At 66.5% G+C, this 13,939-nt stretch carries 10 protein-coding genes and 1 pseudogene; all 11 read right to left on the bottom strand.

Annotation, left to right across the window (positions count from 1 at the left end; all coding sequences use genetic code 11):
- A partial coding sequence (locus tag EET03_RS12395; protein ID WP_136625691.1) for a beta-ketoacyl synthase N-terminal-like domain-containing protein occupies nucleotides 1-661 on the bottom strand: 661 nt, incomplete at its 3' end.
- Between the two features lie 89 nt (nucleotides 662-750).
- Nucleotides 751-1,812, bottom strand: coding sequence for a type III polyketide synthase (locus EET03_RS12390; RefSeq protein WP_063469582.1), 1,062 nt, complete (start codon nucleotides 1,810-1,812; stop codon nucleotides 751-753).
- A 67-nt stretch (nucleotides 1,813-1,879) separates the two neighbouring features.
- The gene (gene argH / locus EET03_RS12385; protein WP_075540944.1) at nucleotides 1,880-3,328 is read right to left on the bottom strand and encodes an argininosuccinate lyase; all 1,449 of its coding nucleotides are present in this window, start codon (nucleotides 3,326-3,328) and stop codon (nucleotides 1,880-1,882) included.
- A gap of 124 nt (nucleotides 3,329-3,452) precedes the next feature.
- Entirely contained in the window at nucleotides 3,453-4,649 is a 1,197-nt protein-coding gene (locus EET03_RS12380) for an argininosuccinate synthase (protein WP_075540943.1), read from the bottom strand.
- A gap of 12 nt (nucleotides 4,650-4,661) precedes the next feature.
- Nucleotides 4,662-5,165, bottom strand: coding sequence for an arginine repressor (locus EET03_RS12375; RefSeq protein ID WP_075540942.1), 504 nt, complete (start codon nucleotides 5,163-5,165; stop codon nucleotides 4,662-4,664).
- Nucleotides 5,162-6,088 (bottom strand): ornithine carbamoyltransferase, encoded by a 927-nt coding sequence (gene argF / locus EET03_RS12370; RefSeq protein WP_075540941.1) that lies wholly within the window; start codon nucleotides 6,086-6,088, stop codon nucleotides 5,162-5,164. Before argF ends, EET03_RS12375 begins: the two co-directional genes overlap by 4 nt.
- Entirely contained in the window at nucleotides 6,085-7,275 is a 1,191-nt protein-coding gene (locus EET03_RS12365; protein WP_075540940.1) for an acetylornithine transaminase, read from the bottom strand. Before EET03_RS12365 ends, argF begins: the two co-directional genes overlap by 4 nt.
- On the bottom strand, nucleotides 7,272-8,153 hold the full coding sequence (gene argB / locus EET03_RS12360) for an acetylglutamate kinase (protein WP_075540939.1): 882 nt from the start codon (nucleotides 8,151-8,153) through the stop codon (nucleotides 7,272-7,274). The genes EET03_RS12365 and argB overlap by 4 nt, the downstream gene beginning before the upstream one ends.
- 73 nt (nucleotides 8,154-8,226) lie before the next feature.
- A complete protein-coding gene (gene argJ, locus EET03_RS12355) occupies nucleotides 8,227-9,438 on the bottom strand; it encodes a bifunctional glutamate N-acetyltransferase/amino-acid acetyltransferase ArgJ (RefSeq protein WP_075540938.1) in 1,212 nt (403 codons plus the stop codon).
- Nucleotides 9,435-10,494 (bottom strand): annotated as a pseudogene (gene argC, locus EET03_RS12350) (N-acetyl-gamma-glutamyl-phosphate reductase). The gene argJ and the pseudogene argC overlap by 4 nt, the downstream one beginning before the upstream one ends.
- Before the next feature lie 93 nt (nucleotides 10,495-10,587).
- The gene (locus EET03_RS32410; protein WP_279637688.1) at nucleotides 10,588-13,470 is read right to left on the bottom strand and encodes a PE family protein; all 2,883 of its coding nucleotides are present in this window, start codon (nucleotides 13,468-13,470) and stop codon (nucleotides 10,588-10,590) included.
- Nucleotides 13,471-13,939: the final 469 nt, after the last annotated feature.

The raw sequence follows: 13,939 nt of genomic DNA, 5'->3' as shown, positions 1-13,939 counted from the left end.
GCAACGACTGCACCGCCAGATGCAACGCCACCAACGACGACGAACACGCCGTATCCACCGACACCGCCGGGCCCTCCAAACCCAGCACATACGCCACCCGACCCGACGCCACACTCAACGTCGAACCGCGCAGACCGTACCTCTCGAGGTCGCCGGGTACCCGGCCCTGGCCGCCGTAGGAGCCGTGAAATACGCCGGCGTACACGCCGGTCGCCGAGCCGCGCAGCGTGGTCGGGTCAATCCCGGTGCGTTCCAAGGCTTCCCAGGACACCTCCAGCAGCAACCGCTGCTGCGGATCCATCGCCAGCGCCTCGCTAGGCGCTATCCCGAAGAACTCGGCATCGAAACCGGCGACGTCGGTAAGGAATCCGCCGCTGCGGGTGTACGAGGTGCCCACCGCGTCGGGGTCCGGGTCAAACAGATTCGTCAGGTCCCAGCCGCGATCGCCCGGAAAGTCCGACACCACGTCACGGCCGGCGGCCACCATCTCCCACAGGCCTTCGGGGTTGTCGATACCGCCCGGATAGCGGCAGCCCATTCCCACCACGGCCACCGGCTCCGTCGTCTGGGCCAGAAAGTCACGGTTTTCGCGCTTCAGCCGCTCGTTTTCCTTGAGTGTTTTGCGCAGGGCCGTGATGAGCTGTTCTCGGGTGCTGTCCATGCCACGCGGTCTTTCGTACTACTCCGGGAATCGGCGCGACCGGCACGCCGCCTCCGTAACCCCCCGACCGAGCAGACAGTCCACGTCGACTAGTGCCAGCGCAGCAGTACTAATTCGGAGCAGAATCCGGGGCCCATCGCCATCATCAGACCCGGACTTCCACTGGGCGGTGGTTTGGCGATGGTGTCGCGCAGCACGTGCAGCACCGACGCCGAGGAGAGGTTGCCGATCTCGCCCAATGAGCGCCAGGTCAGCTCCAAGGCCTCCGGGGGCAGGTTGAGACTCTCGGTGATCGCATTGATGATCTTGGGGCCACCGGGGTGGGTCACCCAGGCGCCGATGTCGGTAGTGCTCAAGTCGTGCGCGGCCAGGAAAGTGCTGACGTCCTCGGCCACGTACTCCTCGACAACGGCGGCCAGATCCTTGGACAGGACGAGCTCGAATCCGGCGGAGCCGACGTCGTATCCCATGGTGCGCAGTGAGTCGGGGTAGAGATGGCTGCGCGAGTCGAGGATGTCCGGTCCGTCGGCGCCGACGTGGTCGGCGCGACGGTCCCCGACCGCCACTACCGCGGCGGCGCCGTCAGCAAACAAGGCACTGCCCACCAGACCGGCCAGCGAGGGCTTGTATCCGGGGTAGGTGAGCGAGCACAACTCGACCGAAACCAGGGCCGCGATGCCGTCCGGTGCTCCGCGCAGGTAGTCGTGCAGCCGGGCCACACCCGCCGCTCCGGCCACGCAGCCCAGGCCGAACAGCGGCAGCCGCCGCACATCCGGGCGCAGCCCGACCCGGCCGGCGATGCGGGCATCCAGCGACGGCACTGCCACACCGGTGACCGTGGTGGTGATGATGAGATCGAGGTCCTCGGGCTGCAGCCCAGCCACATCGAGTGCCCCCATCAGGGCTTCGACGCCGAGGTCTACGGCCTTGTCGATGAAAATCTCGTTGGCCTCGCCGAAGTCGTTCAGCTTCGGGTACGTCTCCAACGGCAGGACCAGGTGACGGCTGTCGACCTTCGAATTGGCATGAAGCTGCCGAACGACGTCTTCGTAACCCCGGAAATCCGGGATGTTGACAAAGGTGTCGGTGAGTTCTCGCTGGCTATAGCGATACGGCGGCAGAGCACCGAACACACCGGCCATGACGCTCATTGGTCCCACCCCTTTAACACGAACATCAACGCCGAAACGTTCGATTAGGCTACCTAGGGGTCAAAGTCTAGTCTGCCGAGAACGGACCGAAGCGCGGTTTCGCCAAGGGCGTCAGTTTCTGGCGCAGCCGGTCGACGGTGTTGTTCACGATGTTGAGCTGATCGGCAACCCGGCCCGGGGCGGTACCACCCCGCGCGTCGCGCGAGGCCACCGAGCCCTCCACGGTCAAGACGTCACGAACCTGCGGCGTCAGATCGGGGCTGATGGCGGCCAGCTCGTCGTCGGTGAGCTCCGGCAGCCCGACGCCACGCGCTTCGGCGGCGCGCACCGCCGCGCCGGCGGTCTCATGCGCGGTGCGAAACGGAATACCTTGGCGCACAAGCCATTCAGCAATATCGGTGGCCAGCGTGTAGCCGGCGGGCGCCAGCGCCGCCATCCGCTCGACGTGAAAGGTCAGGGTGCCCACCAGGCCGGCCATCGCCGGCAGCAGCAGCTCCAGCTGAGCTACCGAGTCGAACACCGGCTCCTTGTCTTCCTGCAGGTCGCGGTTGTAGGCCAACGGCTGGGCCTTCAGCGTCGCCAGCAGTCCGGTGAGGTTGCCGATCAACCGCCCGGACTTGCCGCGGGCCAGCTCGGCAACGTCCGGGTTCTTCTTCTGCGGCATGATCGAGCTACCGGTGGACCAGGAGTCGTGCAGCGTCACATAACCGAACTCCGTCGTGCTCCAGATGATGATGTCCTCGGCCAGCCGCGACAGGTCGACCGCGATCATGGCCAGCACGAACGCCGCCTCGGCGGCGAAATCCCGGGCGGCGGTCGCATCGACGGAATTGTCGGCGGCGGCCGAGAAGCCCAGCTCCGCGGCGATCGCGTCCGGGTCCAGGCCGAGCGACGAGCCGGCCAATGCGCCCGAGCCGTACGGGGACACGGCCGCGCGCTTGTCGAAGTCGACGATCCTTTCCACGTCGCGCAGCAACGGATGAGCGTGTGCGAGCAGGTGGTGGGCCAGCAGGATCGGCTGGGCCGACTGCAGGTGTGTCTTGCCGGGCATGATCGCGCTCGGATGCGCGGCGGCCTGAACGGCCAGGGCTTGCACCACGTCGAGTGCACCGGCGGCGACCCGGCGCACCGCGTCGCGCAGCCACATCCGGAACAGGGTGGCGATTTGGTCGTTACGCGAGCGGCCGGCCCTCAGCCGGCCACCCAGTTCCGGCCCCACTCGTTCGATCAGCCCGCGTTCCAGTGCGGCATGCACGTCCTCGTCGGTGACCAGTGGGCCGAAGCTGCCGTCGGCGACGTCGTTTGCGAGGCGATCGAGGCCAGCCAGCAAACCGTCACGCTGCTCTTCGGTGAGCAGCCCGGCTCCGAAGAGCACCTTGGTGTGGGCTTGGGAGGCTTTGATGTCGTAGGGGGCCAGCACCCAGTCGAAGTGGGTGGACTTGCTTAGCGCGGCCAATGCGTCGGAGGGGCCGCCGGCGAACCGCCCGCCCCACAGCGACCCCTCGTTGGTGCTCACTTTTCCCCCGCGAGCAGGGCGCACCTTCCCCTCGCGAGCAGACACAGAATCGCACGCCGACGGGCGCGTCGGTGCGATTCTGTGTCTGCTCGGCGGGAGGTGCCCCCAGCTCGCCAAGGGCGCGTCACCGCAGGTCCCGGCGGGCGGACAGTTTGGACGACAGCCCGTGCACGTAGACGAATCCGCGGGCGGCCGACTGGTCGAAGGTGTCACCCTCGTCGTAGGTGGCCAGGTTGAAGTCGTAGAGGGATTCGGCGCTGCGCCGCCCGTTGACCGCGATGTGTCCGCCGTGCAACACCATCCGGATCTCGCCGGACACGTGCTCCTGGGTCTTGGCGACGAAGCTTTCCAGCGCGATCTTCAGCGGCGAATACCACAACCCGTCGTACACCAGCTCGGCCCAGCGCTGATCGGTCTGACGCTTGAACCGGCCCAACTCGCGTTCCAATGTCACATGTTCGAGTTCGGTATGCGCGGTGATGAGCACCATCGCTCCCGGCGCCTCGTAGATCTCGCGGCTCTTGATGCCGACCAACCGGTCTTCGACCACATCGAGCCGGCCGACACCTTGCGCACCGGCGCGGCGGTTGAGTTCTTCGATGGCCTGCAACACCGACACCGATCGGCCGTCGATCGACACAGGCACGCCCCGGTCGAATCCGACGATCACCTCGTCGGGGGTGTTCCAGTTGACGCATGCGTCTTCGGTGTAGGCGTAGATGTCCTTGGTGGGCGCGTTCCACAAGTGTTCCAGGAAGCCGGTCTCCACCGCACGGCCCCAGACGTTCTGGTCGATGGAAAACGGTGAGCGTTTGGTGACATTGATCGGGATGGCGTTTTCCTCGGCGAACGCGATCGCCTTCTCCCGGGTCCAGGCGTAGTCACGGACCGGCGCCAGCACCTCCAAATCCGGTGCCAGCGAAGCGAATCCGACTTCGAATCGGACCTGGTCGTTGCCCTTGCCGGTGCAGCCGTGCGCGACGATGCCGCCGCCGTGCTCGCGTGCGGCCGCAACCAGGTGCTTGACGATCAACGGTCGGCTGATCGCCGACACCAGCGGGTAGCGGTCCATGTACAGGGCGTTGTTCAAGATCGTGGGCAGGCAGTAGCCCTCGGCGAACTCGTCGCGGGCATCGACGACGACGGCCTCGACGGCGCCGCAGTCCAGCGCCCGCTGCCGCACCACCTCCATGTCCTCGCCACCCTGGCCGAGGTCGATCGCCACCGCCACGACCTCACGGCCGGTCTCCTTGCCGATCCAGCTAATGGCCACCGAGGTGTCCAGACCGCCCGAATACGCCAGGATGACGCGTTCTGACATGAACCAACTCCTTTATTTCAGGTTTTCCAAAGCCAAGGCCAGCTCGGCGCCGGTCATCGGCTCGCGGGCGGCCACGAACACGGTGTCATCGCCGGCGATGGTGCCGACGACGTAGGGTAGCGCCGCGCGATCGATGGCGCTGGCCAGGTAGTGCGCGCCGCCGGGCGGAGTGCGCAACACCGCCAGGTTGGCGCTGGCGTCGGTGGACACCAGCAACTCGCCCAGCAGCCGGGACAACCGTCCGGTGCCCCCGGTGACCCCGCGCACCGGGCTGCCGTCTTCGGGCACGACATAGACCCCGACCCCGCCGTCGGCGCCGCGCAGCTTGACGGCGCCAAGCTCTTCGAGGTCACGCGACAGCGTGGCCTGGGTTACTTCGATACCTTCGCCGGCCAGCAACCCCGCCAGTTCGCTTTGGCTGCTGACCGGTTGCGTCGACAGGATCGCCACGATGCGGGCCTGCCGACCGGCACGAGTGACTTCGGGTGTGGCCTTCGACCCGCTGTCGCGGGTCATTGCGACCGCTCCAACAGCCACACCAGCAGCGCTTTCTGGGCGTGCAGCCGGTTTTCGGCCTCGTCCCAAACCGCGCTGGCCGGGCCGTCCATCACCTCGTCGGTGATCTCGTCGCCGCGATGTGCCGGAAGGCAATGCAGCACAACGGCTTCCGAGTCGGCCAGACCCAGTAGTTGCTCGTTGACCTGGAACGGGCGAAACGGTTTGACGCGATCCGCCCCGTCGTTCTCTTGTCCCATCGACGTCCAGGTATCGGTCACCAGGACGTCGGCCCCGGCGGCGGCCGCCTCGGCGTCGGCGGTCACCGTCACCGAGGCGCCGGTCGACTGGGCGCGCTTTTCGGCAGCGGCCAGCACCGACCGGTCGGGCAGGAAGCCCCCGGGTGTCGCGACGGTGACGTGAATACCTGCGGTGACCCCGCCGAGCAGCAACGAGTGGGCCATGTTGTTGGCGCCGTCGCCGAAGTAGGACAGACGCAGGCCGCGCAGTGACCCTTTGCGCTCGGCGATGGTCTGCAGATCGGCGAGCACCTGGCAGGGGTGGAACTCGTCGGAAAGCCCATTGATGACGGGCACGGTGGCGGCACCGGCCATGGCGTCGAGGCGGTCTTGGCCGAACGTTCGCCAGACGATGGCATCGACGAAGCGAGACAACACTTTTGCGGTGTCCTGCAGAGTTTCGTCGCGGCCCAGCTGGGTGCTCTTGGCATCGACGACGACGGCGTGCCCGCCAAGTTGCGCGATGCCCATTTCGAAGGAAAACCGGGTGCGGGTGGAGTTCTTGTCGAAGATGACCGCTACCCCGCGCGGCCCCTCTAGCGGGCGGCGGCTGAACGGATCCTTCTTGAGCGCGGCGGCAAGCTCGAGGATTTCGGCCTGCTCGGCGGGCGACAGGTCGTCGTCGCGCAGGAAATGTCTGGTCATGTCTGTGCTCCGGCGGTGTCGAGGATGCCCGGCAGCGCGTGCACGAAGCCGTCGAGCTGAGCTTCGGTGATGATCAGCGGCGGCGCCAGCCGGATGACGTCGGGCGCGGCGGCGTTGACCAGGTAACCGGCGTCGCGGCCGGCCGCCTCCGCGGTTTTGGCCTGCTGGGCCGTCAACACGACGCCCAGCAGTAGTCCCCGGCCGCGGACGTGGTCGATCAGCGGGTGTCCCAGTGATTCGATGCCCTGGCGCAGCGTTTTGCCGAGCACATCGGCGCGGCGGACCAGATCCTCGGTCGCCAGCGTTCGCAGCACTGCCAGGGCCGCCGCGGTGCACACCGGGTTACCGCCGAAGGTGCTGCCGTGCAGTCCGGGGGTCATCAGTTCCGCGGCCGGCCCGACGGCCAGGCACGCCCCGATCGGCAGCCCGCCCCCGAGCCCCTTGGCCAGGGTCACCACGTCCGGGGTGATGCCGTCGTGCTGGTGGGCGTAAAAGGCGCCGGTGCGGCCCATTCCGGTTTGCACCTCGTCGAGCACCAGCAAGGCTCCGTGTCGTGAAGTGATGTCGCGGGCGGCCACCAGGTAGCCCTCGGGCGGGACGACCACACCGCTCTCCCCCATGATCGGCTCGAGAAATACTGCGGCGGTGCCGTCGTCGACCGCGGTGGCCAATGCGTCGACGTCGCCGTAGCGGACGTGGGTGACGTAGCCCGGCAACGGCTGAAATGGCGCCTGCTTGGCCGGCTGTCCGGTGAGCGCCAACGAACCCATCGTCCTGCCGTGGAAAGCTTCTTGGGCGGCAACCAGTTTCGTGCGACCGGTGAGCCGGGACAGCTTGAATGCCAACTCGTTGGCCTCGGTCCCGGAGTTGCAGAAGAACACTCGTGCTCGGGTTTCAGCGCCCAGCAGTGCCACCAGCTCTTCGGCCAGCGCGACCCCGGGTTCGGTGGCATACAGGTTGGAGGTGTGGCCCAACGTCGAAAGCTGGTGCGTGACAGCCTCGATGACCGCCGGGTGGCGATGGCCCAGAACGTTGACCGCGATGCCGCCGAGCAGGTCGACGTAGGTTTTGCCGTCCGCGTCGGTCACCACGGCGCCGTCCCCGCTGGCCAGCGCTATCGGCGGGGTGCCGTAGTTGTTCATCATCACGGCCTGCCACCGTTGTTGCAGGCTTTCGGTTTGTGTCACAAGCCCACCACCTTGGTGCCGGTGCCCTCGTCGGTGAACAGCTCCACCAACACACAGTGTTTGACCCGGCCGTCGATGACGTGCGCGCTGGGCACGCCGCCGTCGACAGCTCGCAGACACGCCTCGATCTTGGGGATCATCCCCGCTTCCAATGTGGGCAGCAGTTGCGCCAGTGTGGCCGTGTCGATTTCGCTGACCAAGGAATTGCGGTCCGGCCAGCTGGTGTACAGGCCCTCGACGTCGGTGAGCATCAGCAACTTTTCGGCTCCCAGGGCTTCGGCCAATGCTGCCGCAGCGGTGTCGGCGTTGATGTTGTGCACCACACCGTCGGCGTCCGGCGCCAGCGTCGAGACCACCGGAATCCGGCGTGCGTCAATTAGATCCACCACCGCATCAGTGTTCACCTTGTCGACGTCGCCGACCAGGCCGATGTCGGTAGCCACGCCCTCGACGGTGACGCTGCGCCGCACCGCGGTGAACAGTTGGGCATCCTCACCGGTGATACCGACGGCATAGGGACCGTGCGCGTTGATCAGGTTCACCAGCTCGCGGCCCACCTGGCCGAACAGCACCATGCGCGCCACGTCGAGCACTTCCGGTGTGGTGACCCGGAATCCGCCCTTGAAGTCACCTTCGATGCCCAGCCGCCGCAGCATCGCGGTGATCTGCGGTCCGCCGCCGTGCACCACGACCGGGTGGATCCCGCAATTGCGCAGAAACGCCATGTCCGCCGCGAATGCCTGCCGCAGCGTATCGTCGATCATCGCGTTGCCGCCGTACTTGATCACAATGATCTTGCCGTGCAACTGCTTCAGCCAGGGCAGGGCTTCGGCCAGCACCTGCGCCTTGACCTGGGTGGTCAGTGCCTCGATGGTCATGAGTGCCGCTCCTCCTCATCGCTGCGTCCCCCGCAAGCGGGCGGTGCCCCCACTGCATCGTCGCCGGCGCGGGTCATGAGCTGTAGGCCGAGTTCTCTTCGACATAGGCGTGCGACAGATCGGTGGTCCGGATGGCGGCCTGCCCATCGCCGATATTCAAGTCGACGGTGATGTCGATTTCGGCACCTGACAGGTCGACCTCGCGTGCCCCCGGAACACCGACCCCGTCGACACAGACCGCTGCGCCGTTGAACGACACGCTGATTCGATTGGGGTCGAGGGTGATCGGCGCCATGCCGACGGCGGCCAACACCCGGCCCCAGTTCGGGTCGGATCCGAACAGCGCCGTCTTGACCAGGCTGTCGCGGGCGATTAGCCGAGCGGCGGTCAACGCGTCGTCGTCGCTGGTTGCTCCTCTTACCGTTACGGTGACGCGTTTGGTGACGCCTTCAGCGTCGGCTTGCAGTTGAGCGCACAGGTCGTCGCAGACCCGCAGCACCGCATCGTCAAGGTCGGCTTGCGACGGCGCGAATTCGCTTGCCCCCGAAGCCAGCAACAGCACCGTGTCGTTGGTGGAACAGCTGCCGTCGATGTCGAGTCGGTCAAAGGTGCGGGCGGTGGCTCGCCGCAACGCCTGCTCGAGTGCCGCAGGCTCGGCGACCGCGTCGGTGGTCAGCACACACAGCATGGTGGCCAACGACGGCGCCAGCATGCCCGCACCCTTGGCCATCCCGCCGACCGTCCACTTCGGATGGTGCAGAGCGACCTGTTTGGGAACGGTGTCGGTGGTCATGATGGCGCGTGCGGCGTCGTCGCCGCCGGTCAGTCCGCCATGCATTTCATGCACAATGTCCCGAACACCGTTGAGCACCTTGTCCATCGGCAGCCGGTCGCCGATCAGGCCGGTCGAGCAGACGGCGACCTCGACGGCCCCGGTCTCGGTTCCCCAGTCCGACAGCTCGGCGGCGACCGCTTCGGCGGTGGCATGGGTGTCCTGAAAGCCGCCCGGACCGGTACAGGCGTTGGCGCCGCCGGAGTTGAGGATCACCGCGCGCAACTGGCCGGTGGTCAGCACCTGCTGAGTCCACAACACCGGCGCGGCCTTGACCTTGTTTCGGGTGAAGACGCCGGCGGCGGCATAGTCGGGGCCTTCGTTGAAGACCAGCGCGATGTCGAGGGCGCCGGATGATTTGATGCCAGCGGCGATGCCGGCGGCCCGGAAGCCGGCCGGTGCGGTGACGCCTTGACCACGCAGCAACCTTGTGGCGGTTGGTGTTTCGGTCACGGTGCCACTCCTACGACTGACAGGCCGTCGGTTTCCGGCCAGCCCAGCGCCAGGTTCATCGATTGGATCGCGGCGCCGGCTGTCCCTTTGACCAGGTTGTCGATCGCGGCCAGCGCCACCAGCGTCTGGGCGTCCTCGTCCACGGCGACGGCAATATGCGCGGCGTTGCTGCCGATCACCGCGCCCGTGCGGGGTAACTGGCCCTCAGGCAGCAGATGAACGAATGGCTCAGCGTCATAAGCCTTTTCGTAGGCTGCCCGCAATTGGGCGATCGACGAGCGGGTGCGCGCGGTGCAGGTGGCCAAAATGCCGCGCGAGGTGGGAATCAGGACGGGGGTGAACGACACCGTGATGTCGCGGCCGGTGACCGCGCGCAGCCCCTGCGCGATTTCCGGGGTGTGCCGATGGGCACCGGCAATGTTGTAGGCCCGAGCCGACCCGATGACTTCCGATCCGAGTAAGTCCGTCCTAGCCGCGCGGCCCGCCCCTGATGTTCCACTGACGGCGACGACGGTCACCGCCGGCTCGATCAGATCGTCGGCCATGGCGGGCAGCAGGGCCAGCAACGCGGCGGTCGGATAACACCCGGGCACAGCGATGCGGCGTGCACCGCTGAGCTGCTCCCGCGCACCCGGCAACTCCGGTAGACCGTAGGGCCAGCTCCCGGCGTGCGGGGATCCGTAGAACCGCTCCCAGGCCGCCGCGTCCGTAAGCCGGAAGTCCGCCCCGCAGTCGACGATCAGGGTCTCCGGCTCGAGTTGCGCGGCCAGCGCCGCCGAATATCCGTGCGGCAGAGCGAGGAACACCACGTCGTGGTTGTCGAGCACGTTGCGCTCCGTGGGTTCGAGAATTCGTTCGGCCAACGGCACCAGGTGCGGGTGGTGTTCACCCAGCGCGCTGCCCGCGCTGCCCGCCGCGGTCAACGCGCCGATCGTCAACCGGCCGGCGATGTGGGCTGGATGCCCGAGCAATAGGCGTAGGATCTCACCGCCTGCGTAGCCGCTGGCACCGGCAACCGCCACCTTTGTCACATCGGCCATTCGGCCGATTCTGCATGATTATGCAGATATTTGCAAATTAATTCCGGGGTGTGTCGGCTGGGCGCTGTTGCCGCCACGGTCGGAGGCGTACCACGACGCCGTCGGCCTACTAGGCACCGACCTGAACACCGAGGCTCGCGTTCAACGCCGCTTGGATGGCGAGTTGGAGGTTGGCCAGGGCAGCGCCGATAGTGGCAGCGAGTCCAAGAGATGCATTGTCCAAGGCCGTCAGTATGACCCCGCCGGTCTGGGCGAGGCCGGCGGTGGCGTCGGCGATACCTGTCGCAAGCGTCAGACCGACTTGGGACAGTCCCGGAAACCCGACGCCGAGGCTTGCCTCGACGGCGCCGCCCAGCGCACCGCCGATCTGAGCTGCGGCATTCTCCCAAATGGTCGCGAGGGCTTCGCCCGTCCGCAGTAGTCCGGAAGCGCTTGCACCGAAGCTGCCGGCGAGCACTTGGCCCGTGCCGATGAGACCCGACAGCCCAGCACCCAGACCGCCCGCCAGAGTTCCACCGGTCTGTACCAGCCCCGACCCCAATGCGGACAACGCGCCGTTGACGCGCGTCGCCAGGGCCGCGCTGAGTTCCGCCGACAGGCTGCCGCTCAAGCCCGCCGACAGCGCCGCGGATAGCCTCGCCGCCAGCTCCGGCAAGCTTCCACCGAACGCTGCTCCCAGGCTGCCGGCCAGATTCTGTCCGGTTTGAATCACTCCGTTGAGCCCGCCGTTGAGCGCGGCAACCAATTGCGGGAAAGATCCGCCCAGGCTGGCCTGCAACATCGCACTGAGTTGTGCGGCCAACGCCGGCGCATTGAAGCTGCCCGTCAAGCTGGCCACCAACGACTGGCCGGTCTGAATCAGGGCATTTAACCCGCCACCGAAATTGCCGACCAAGCTGGTCGCCAACGACTGGCCTGTCTGGATCAGCCCGTTGAGGCCGCCGTTGAGCGCGGCCACCACTTGTGGGAAGGATCCGCCCAGGCTGGCCTGCAACATCGCCGACAGTTGCGCGGCCAACGCCGGAGCGTTGAAGCCAGCGGCCAGAGTCGCGGCGAAGGTCTGGCCCAGCTCGACGAATCCGTGCAGTCCGCCGTTGAGCGCGGCCACCACCGCCGGAGCATTCAGCACCGCGGTCAACGCGGCCGTGAAGGTCTGGCCCAGCTCGAGCAGCCCATGCAACCCGCCGTTGAGCGCGGCCACCACTTGTGGGAAGGATCCGCCCAGGCTGGCCTGCAACATCGCGCTCAGTTGCGCGGCCAACGCCGGCATGCTCAACCCACCGGTCAAGGTCGCCACGAACGTCTGGCCCAGCTCGACCAGCCCATGCAACCCGCCGTTGAGCGCGACCACCACTTGCGGCAACGACCCACCCAGGCTGGCCTGCAACATCGCCGACAGTTGCGCAGCCAACGCCGGCAAACTCAAGCCGCCGGTCAAGGTCGCCACGAACATCTGGCCCAGCTCGAGCAGCCCATGCAACCCGCCGTTGAGCGCGGCCACCAGCTGTGGCAACGACCCACCCAGGCTGGCCTGCAACATCGCCGACAGTTGCGCGGCCAACGCCGGAGCGTTGAAGCCAGCGGCCAGAGTCGCGGCGAAGGTCTGGCCCAGCTCGAGCAGCCCATGCAACCCGCCGTTGAGCGCGGCCACCACTTGTGGCAACGACCCACCCAGGCTGGCCTGCAACATCGCCGACAGTTGCGCGGCCAACGCCGGCATGCTCAACCCACCGGTCAAGGTCGCGGCGAAGGTCTGGCCCAGCTCGAGCAGCCCATGCAACCCGCCGTTGAGCGCGGCCACCACCGCCGGAGCATTCAGCACCGCGGTCAACGCGGCCGTGAAGTGCTGCCCCACTTCGACCAGCCCATGCAACCCGCCGTTGAGCGCGGCCACCACTTGCGGCAACGACCCACCCAGGCTGGCCTGCAACATCGCCGACAGTTGCGCAGCCAACGCCGGCACACTCAAGCCGCCGGCCAGACCCGCAACAAGACTCTGACCCGTTTGAATCAGCCCACTCAGGCCGCCACCGAAGCCGCCCGCCAAGCTGGTCGCCAGCGACTGACCCGTCTGAAGCAACCCCGTCACACCACCGTTGACCGCCGCCACCAACGTCGGCAACGCCCCACCTAAAGTCGCCGAGAAGGCGGCATTGAGGTTGGCGGCAATCTCAGGCAAGCTGCCACCGAAGTTGGCCAATAGGGTTCCGCCCGTTTGGATGAGCTCTTTAAGCCCGCCGCTGAAGCCTATGAGCACGTTCCCAGTCAGGGTTTGACCCGTGCGGATCAGTCCGGTCAAGCCACCGTTGAATGCCGCGATCAGCTCCGGTAGGCCAAGGTCGAGGCTGCCTGACAGCGACGCGCCGAGTTGAGCGCTCAACGAACCGCCCAACGTCAATGCCTGTGTCAGGGCGGCACTTGCCTGGGCGCTCAACCCAGCGCCGACGCCCGACATAAGAACGCCGAAATTCTGCAGGGAGTGGCCGGCCGCTACGATGACATCGCCCGTCTGAACCAACCCCGTGCCGATACCGGACACGATGGCCCCTCCGGTCTGCAGGGCGAGACCGGAAGCTCCGGCACCAAACGCGGTCGCGAACGAGTTGGCAGCCTGGAGAGCCAGTTCACCATTGAAGGCGGCGGTCAGACCGCCGTTGAGCCCGCCGCCCACTGCAGCAGCGGCATTTTGGCCGGTGAGGACTGAAACAGCATTCGCTACCTCGGCTTCGACGTATGAAGACGCAGCGCCGTTCAACAGTTTGACGAAGTCTGCATGAAACGCCGACGCCTGGGCACTGATGGCTTGGTACTCCTGACCGAAAGTGCCGAATAGTGCTGCGATTGCAGCTGATACCTCATCTTCGCCCGCCGCCGCCAACGCAGTAGTGGGAGCCGCCGCTGCTGCGGTGGCCTCTTCCAGCGCCAGGCGAATACCTGCGAGATCCTGTGCTGCCGCCTGGACAACCCCAGGCACAGCGTTCAGAAATGACATGCTCATCACCCCCACAACATGAACAGTTTGACCCGATGAGACCCGACCTCATCGGCAAAAGAAACGTAATCCGCTGGGGCACACCAACAACGGAAAACGGTCGTTTTCAGTTGATTGGGTCGAACTTATCTACGTGATTAGCGGCGAGGTAACATTTGCCCGAAGGAGTTCAACTCCACTCAGGGCAGCGACCCGGCTGGGTTCGGCGCGGGACTGTAGTACGCGACGCTATTTCAAACAGCGAATTTGTTGCGCCATAGCACATTCGATTGCCTCGTCAGGCGCCTTGCCGCCACGCGGCGGCAGCAATCGCCCGCGCCCCGATGCACACCCACCAACAGCCCGAGGTGCCTCACATAAAAGTGAGCGCGAAGCGGTGGCTGGTGCCTCACGGATAGTGAGCGCGTGGGGGGCTTGCACTACTTCGTCTCGGCCAATCGGTTGATTGACGGATCTAATGCTTCCAGGT

The sequence above is a fragment of the Mycobacterium innocens genome (assembly GCF_900566055.1).
GTDB classification, from domain to species: Bacteria; Actinomycetota; Actinomycetes; order Mycobacteriales; family Mycobacteriaceae; genus Mycobacterium; species Mycobacterium innocens.
This window is presented reverse-complemented; position numbering and strand designations above follow the sequence as displayed.

Excerpts from the sequence above, each read along its gene's own strand:
- argB (WP_075540939.1), bottom strand. The coding sequence starts at position 8,153 with ATGACCATCGAGGCACTGACCACCCAGGTCAAGGCGCAGGTGCTGGCC.
- EET03_RS32410 (WP_279637688.1), bottom strand. The coding sequence starts at position 13,470 with ATGTCATTTCTGAACGCTGTGCCTGGGGTTGTCCAGGCGGCAGCACAG.
- argF (WP_075540941.1), bottom strand. The coding sequence starts at position 6,088 with ATGACCAGACATTTCCTGCGCGACGACGACCTGTCGCCCGCCGAGCAG.
- EET03_RS12380 (WP_075540943.1), bottom strand. The coding sequence starts at position 4,649 with ATGTCAGAACGCGTCATCCTGGCGTATTCGGGCGGTCTGGACACCTCG.
- EET03_RS12390 (WP_063469582.1), bottom strand. The coding sequence starts at position 1,812 with ATGAGCGTCATGGCCGGTGTGTTCGGTGCTCTGCCGCCGTATCGCTAT.
- EET03_RS12375 (WP_075540942.1), bottom strand. The coding sequence starts at position 5,165 with ATGACCCGCGACAGCGGGTCGAAGGCCACACCCGAAGTCACTCGTGCC.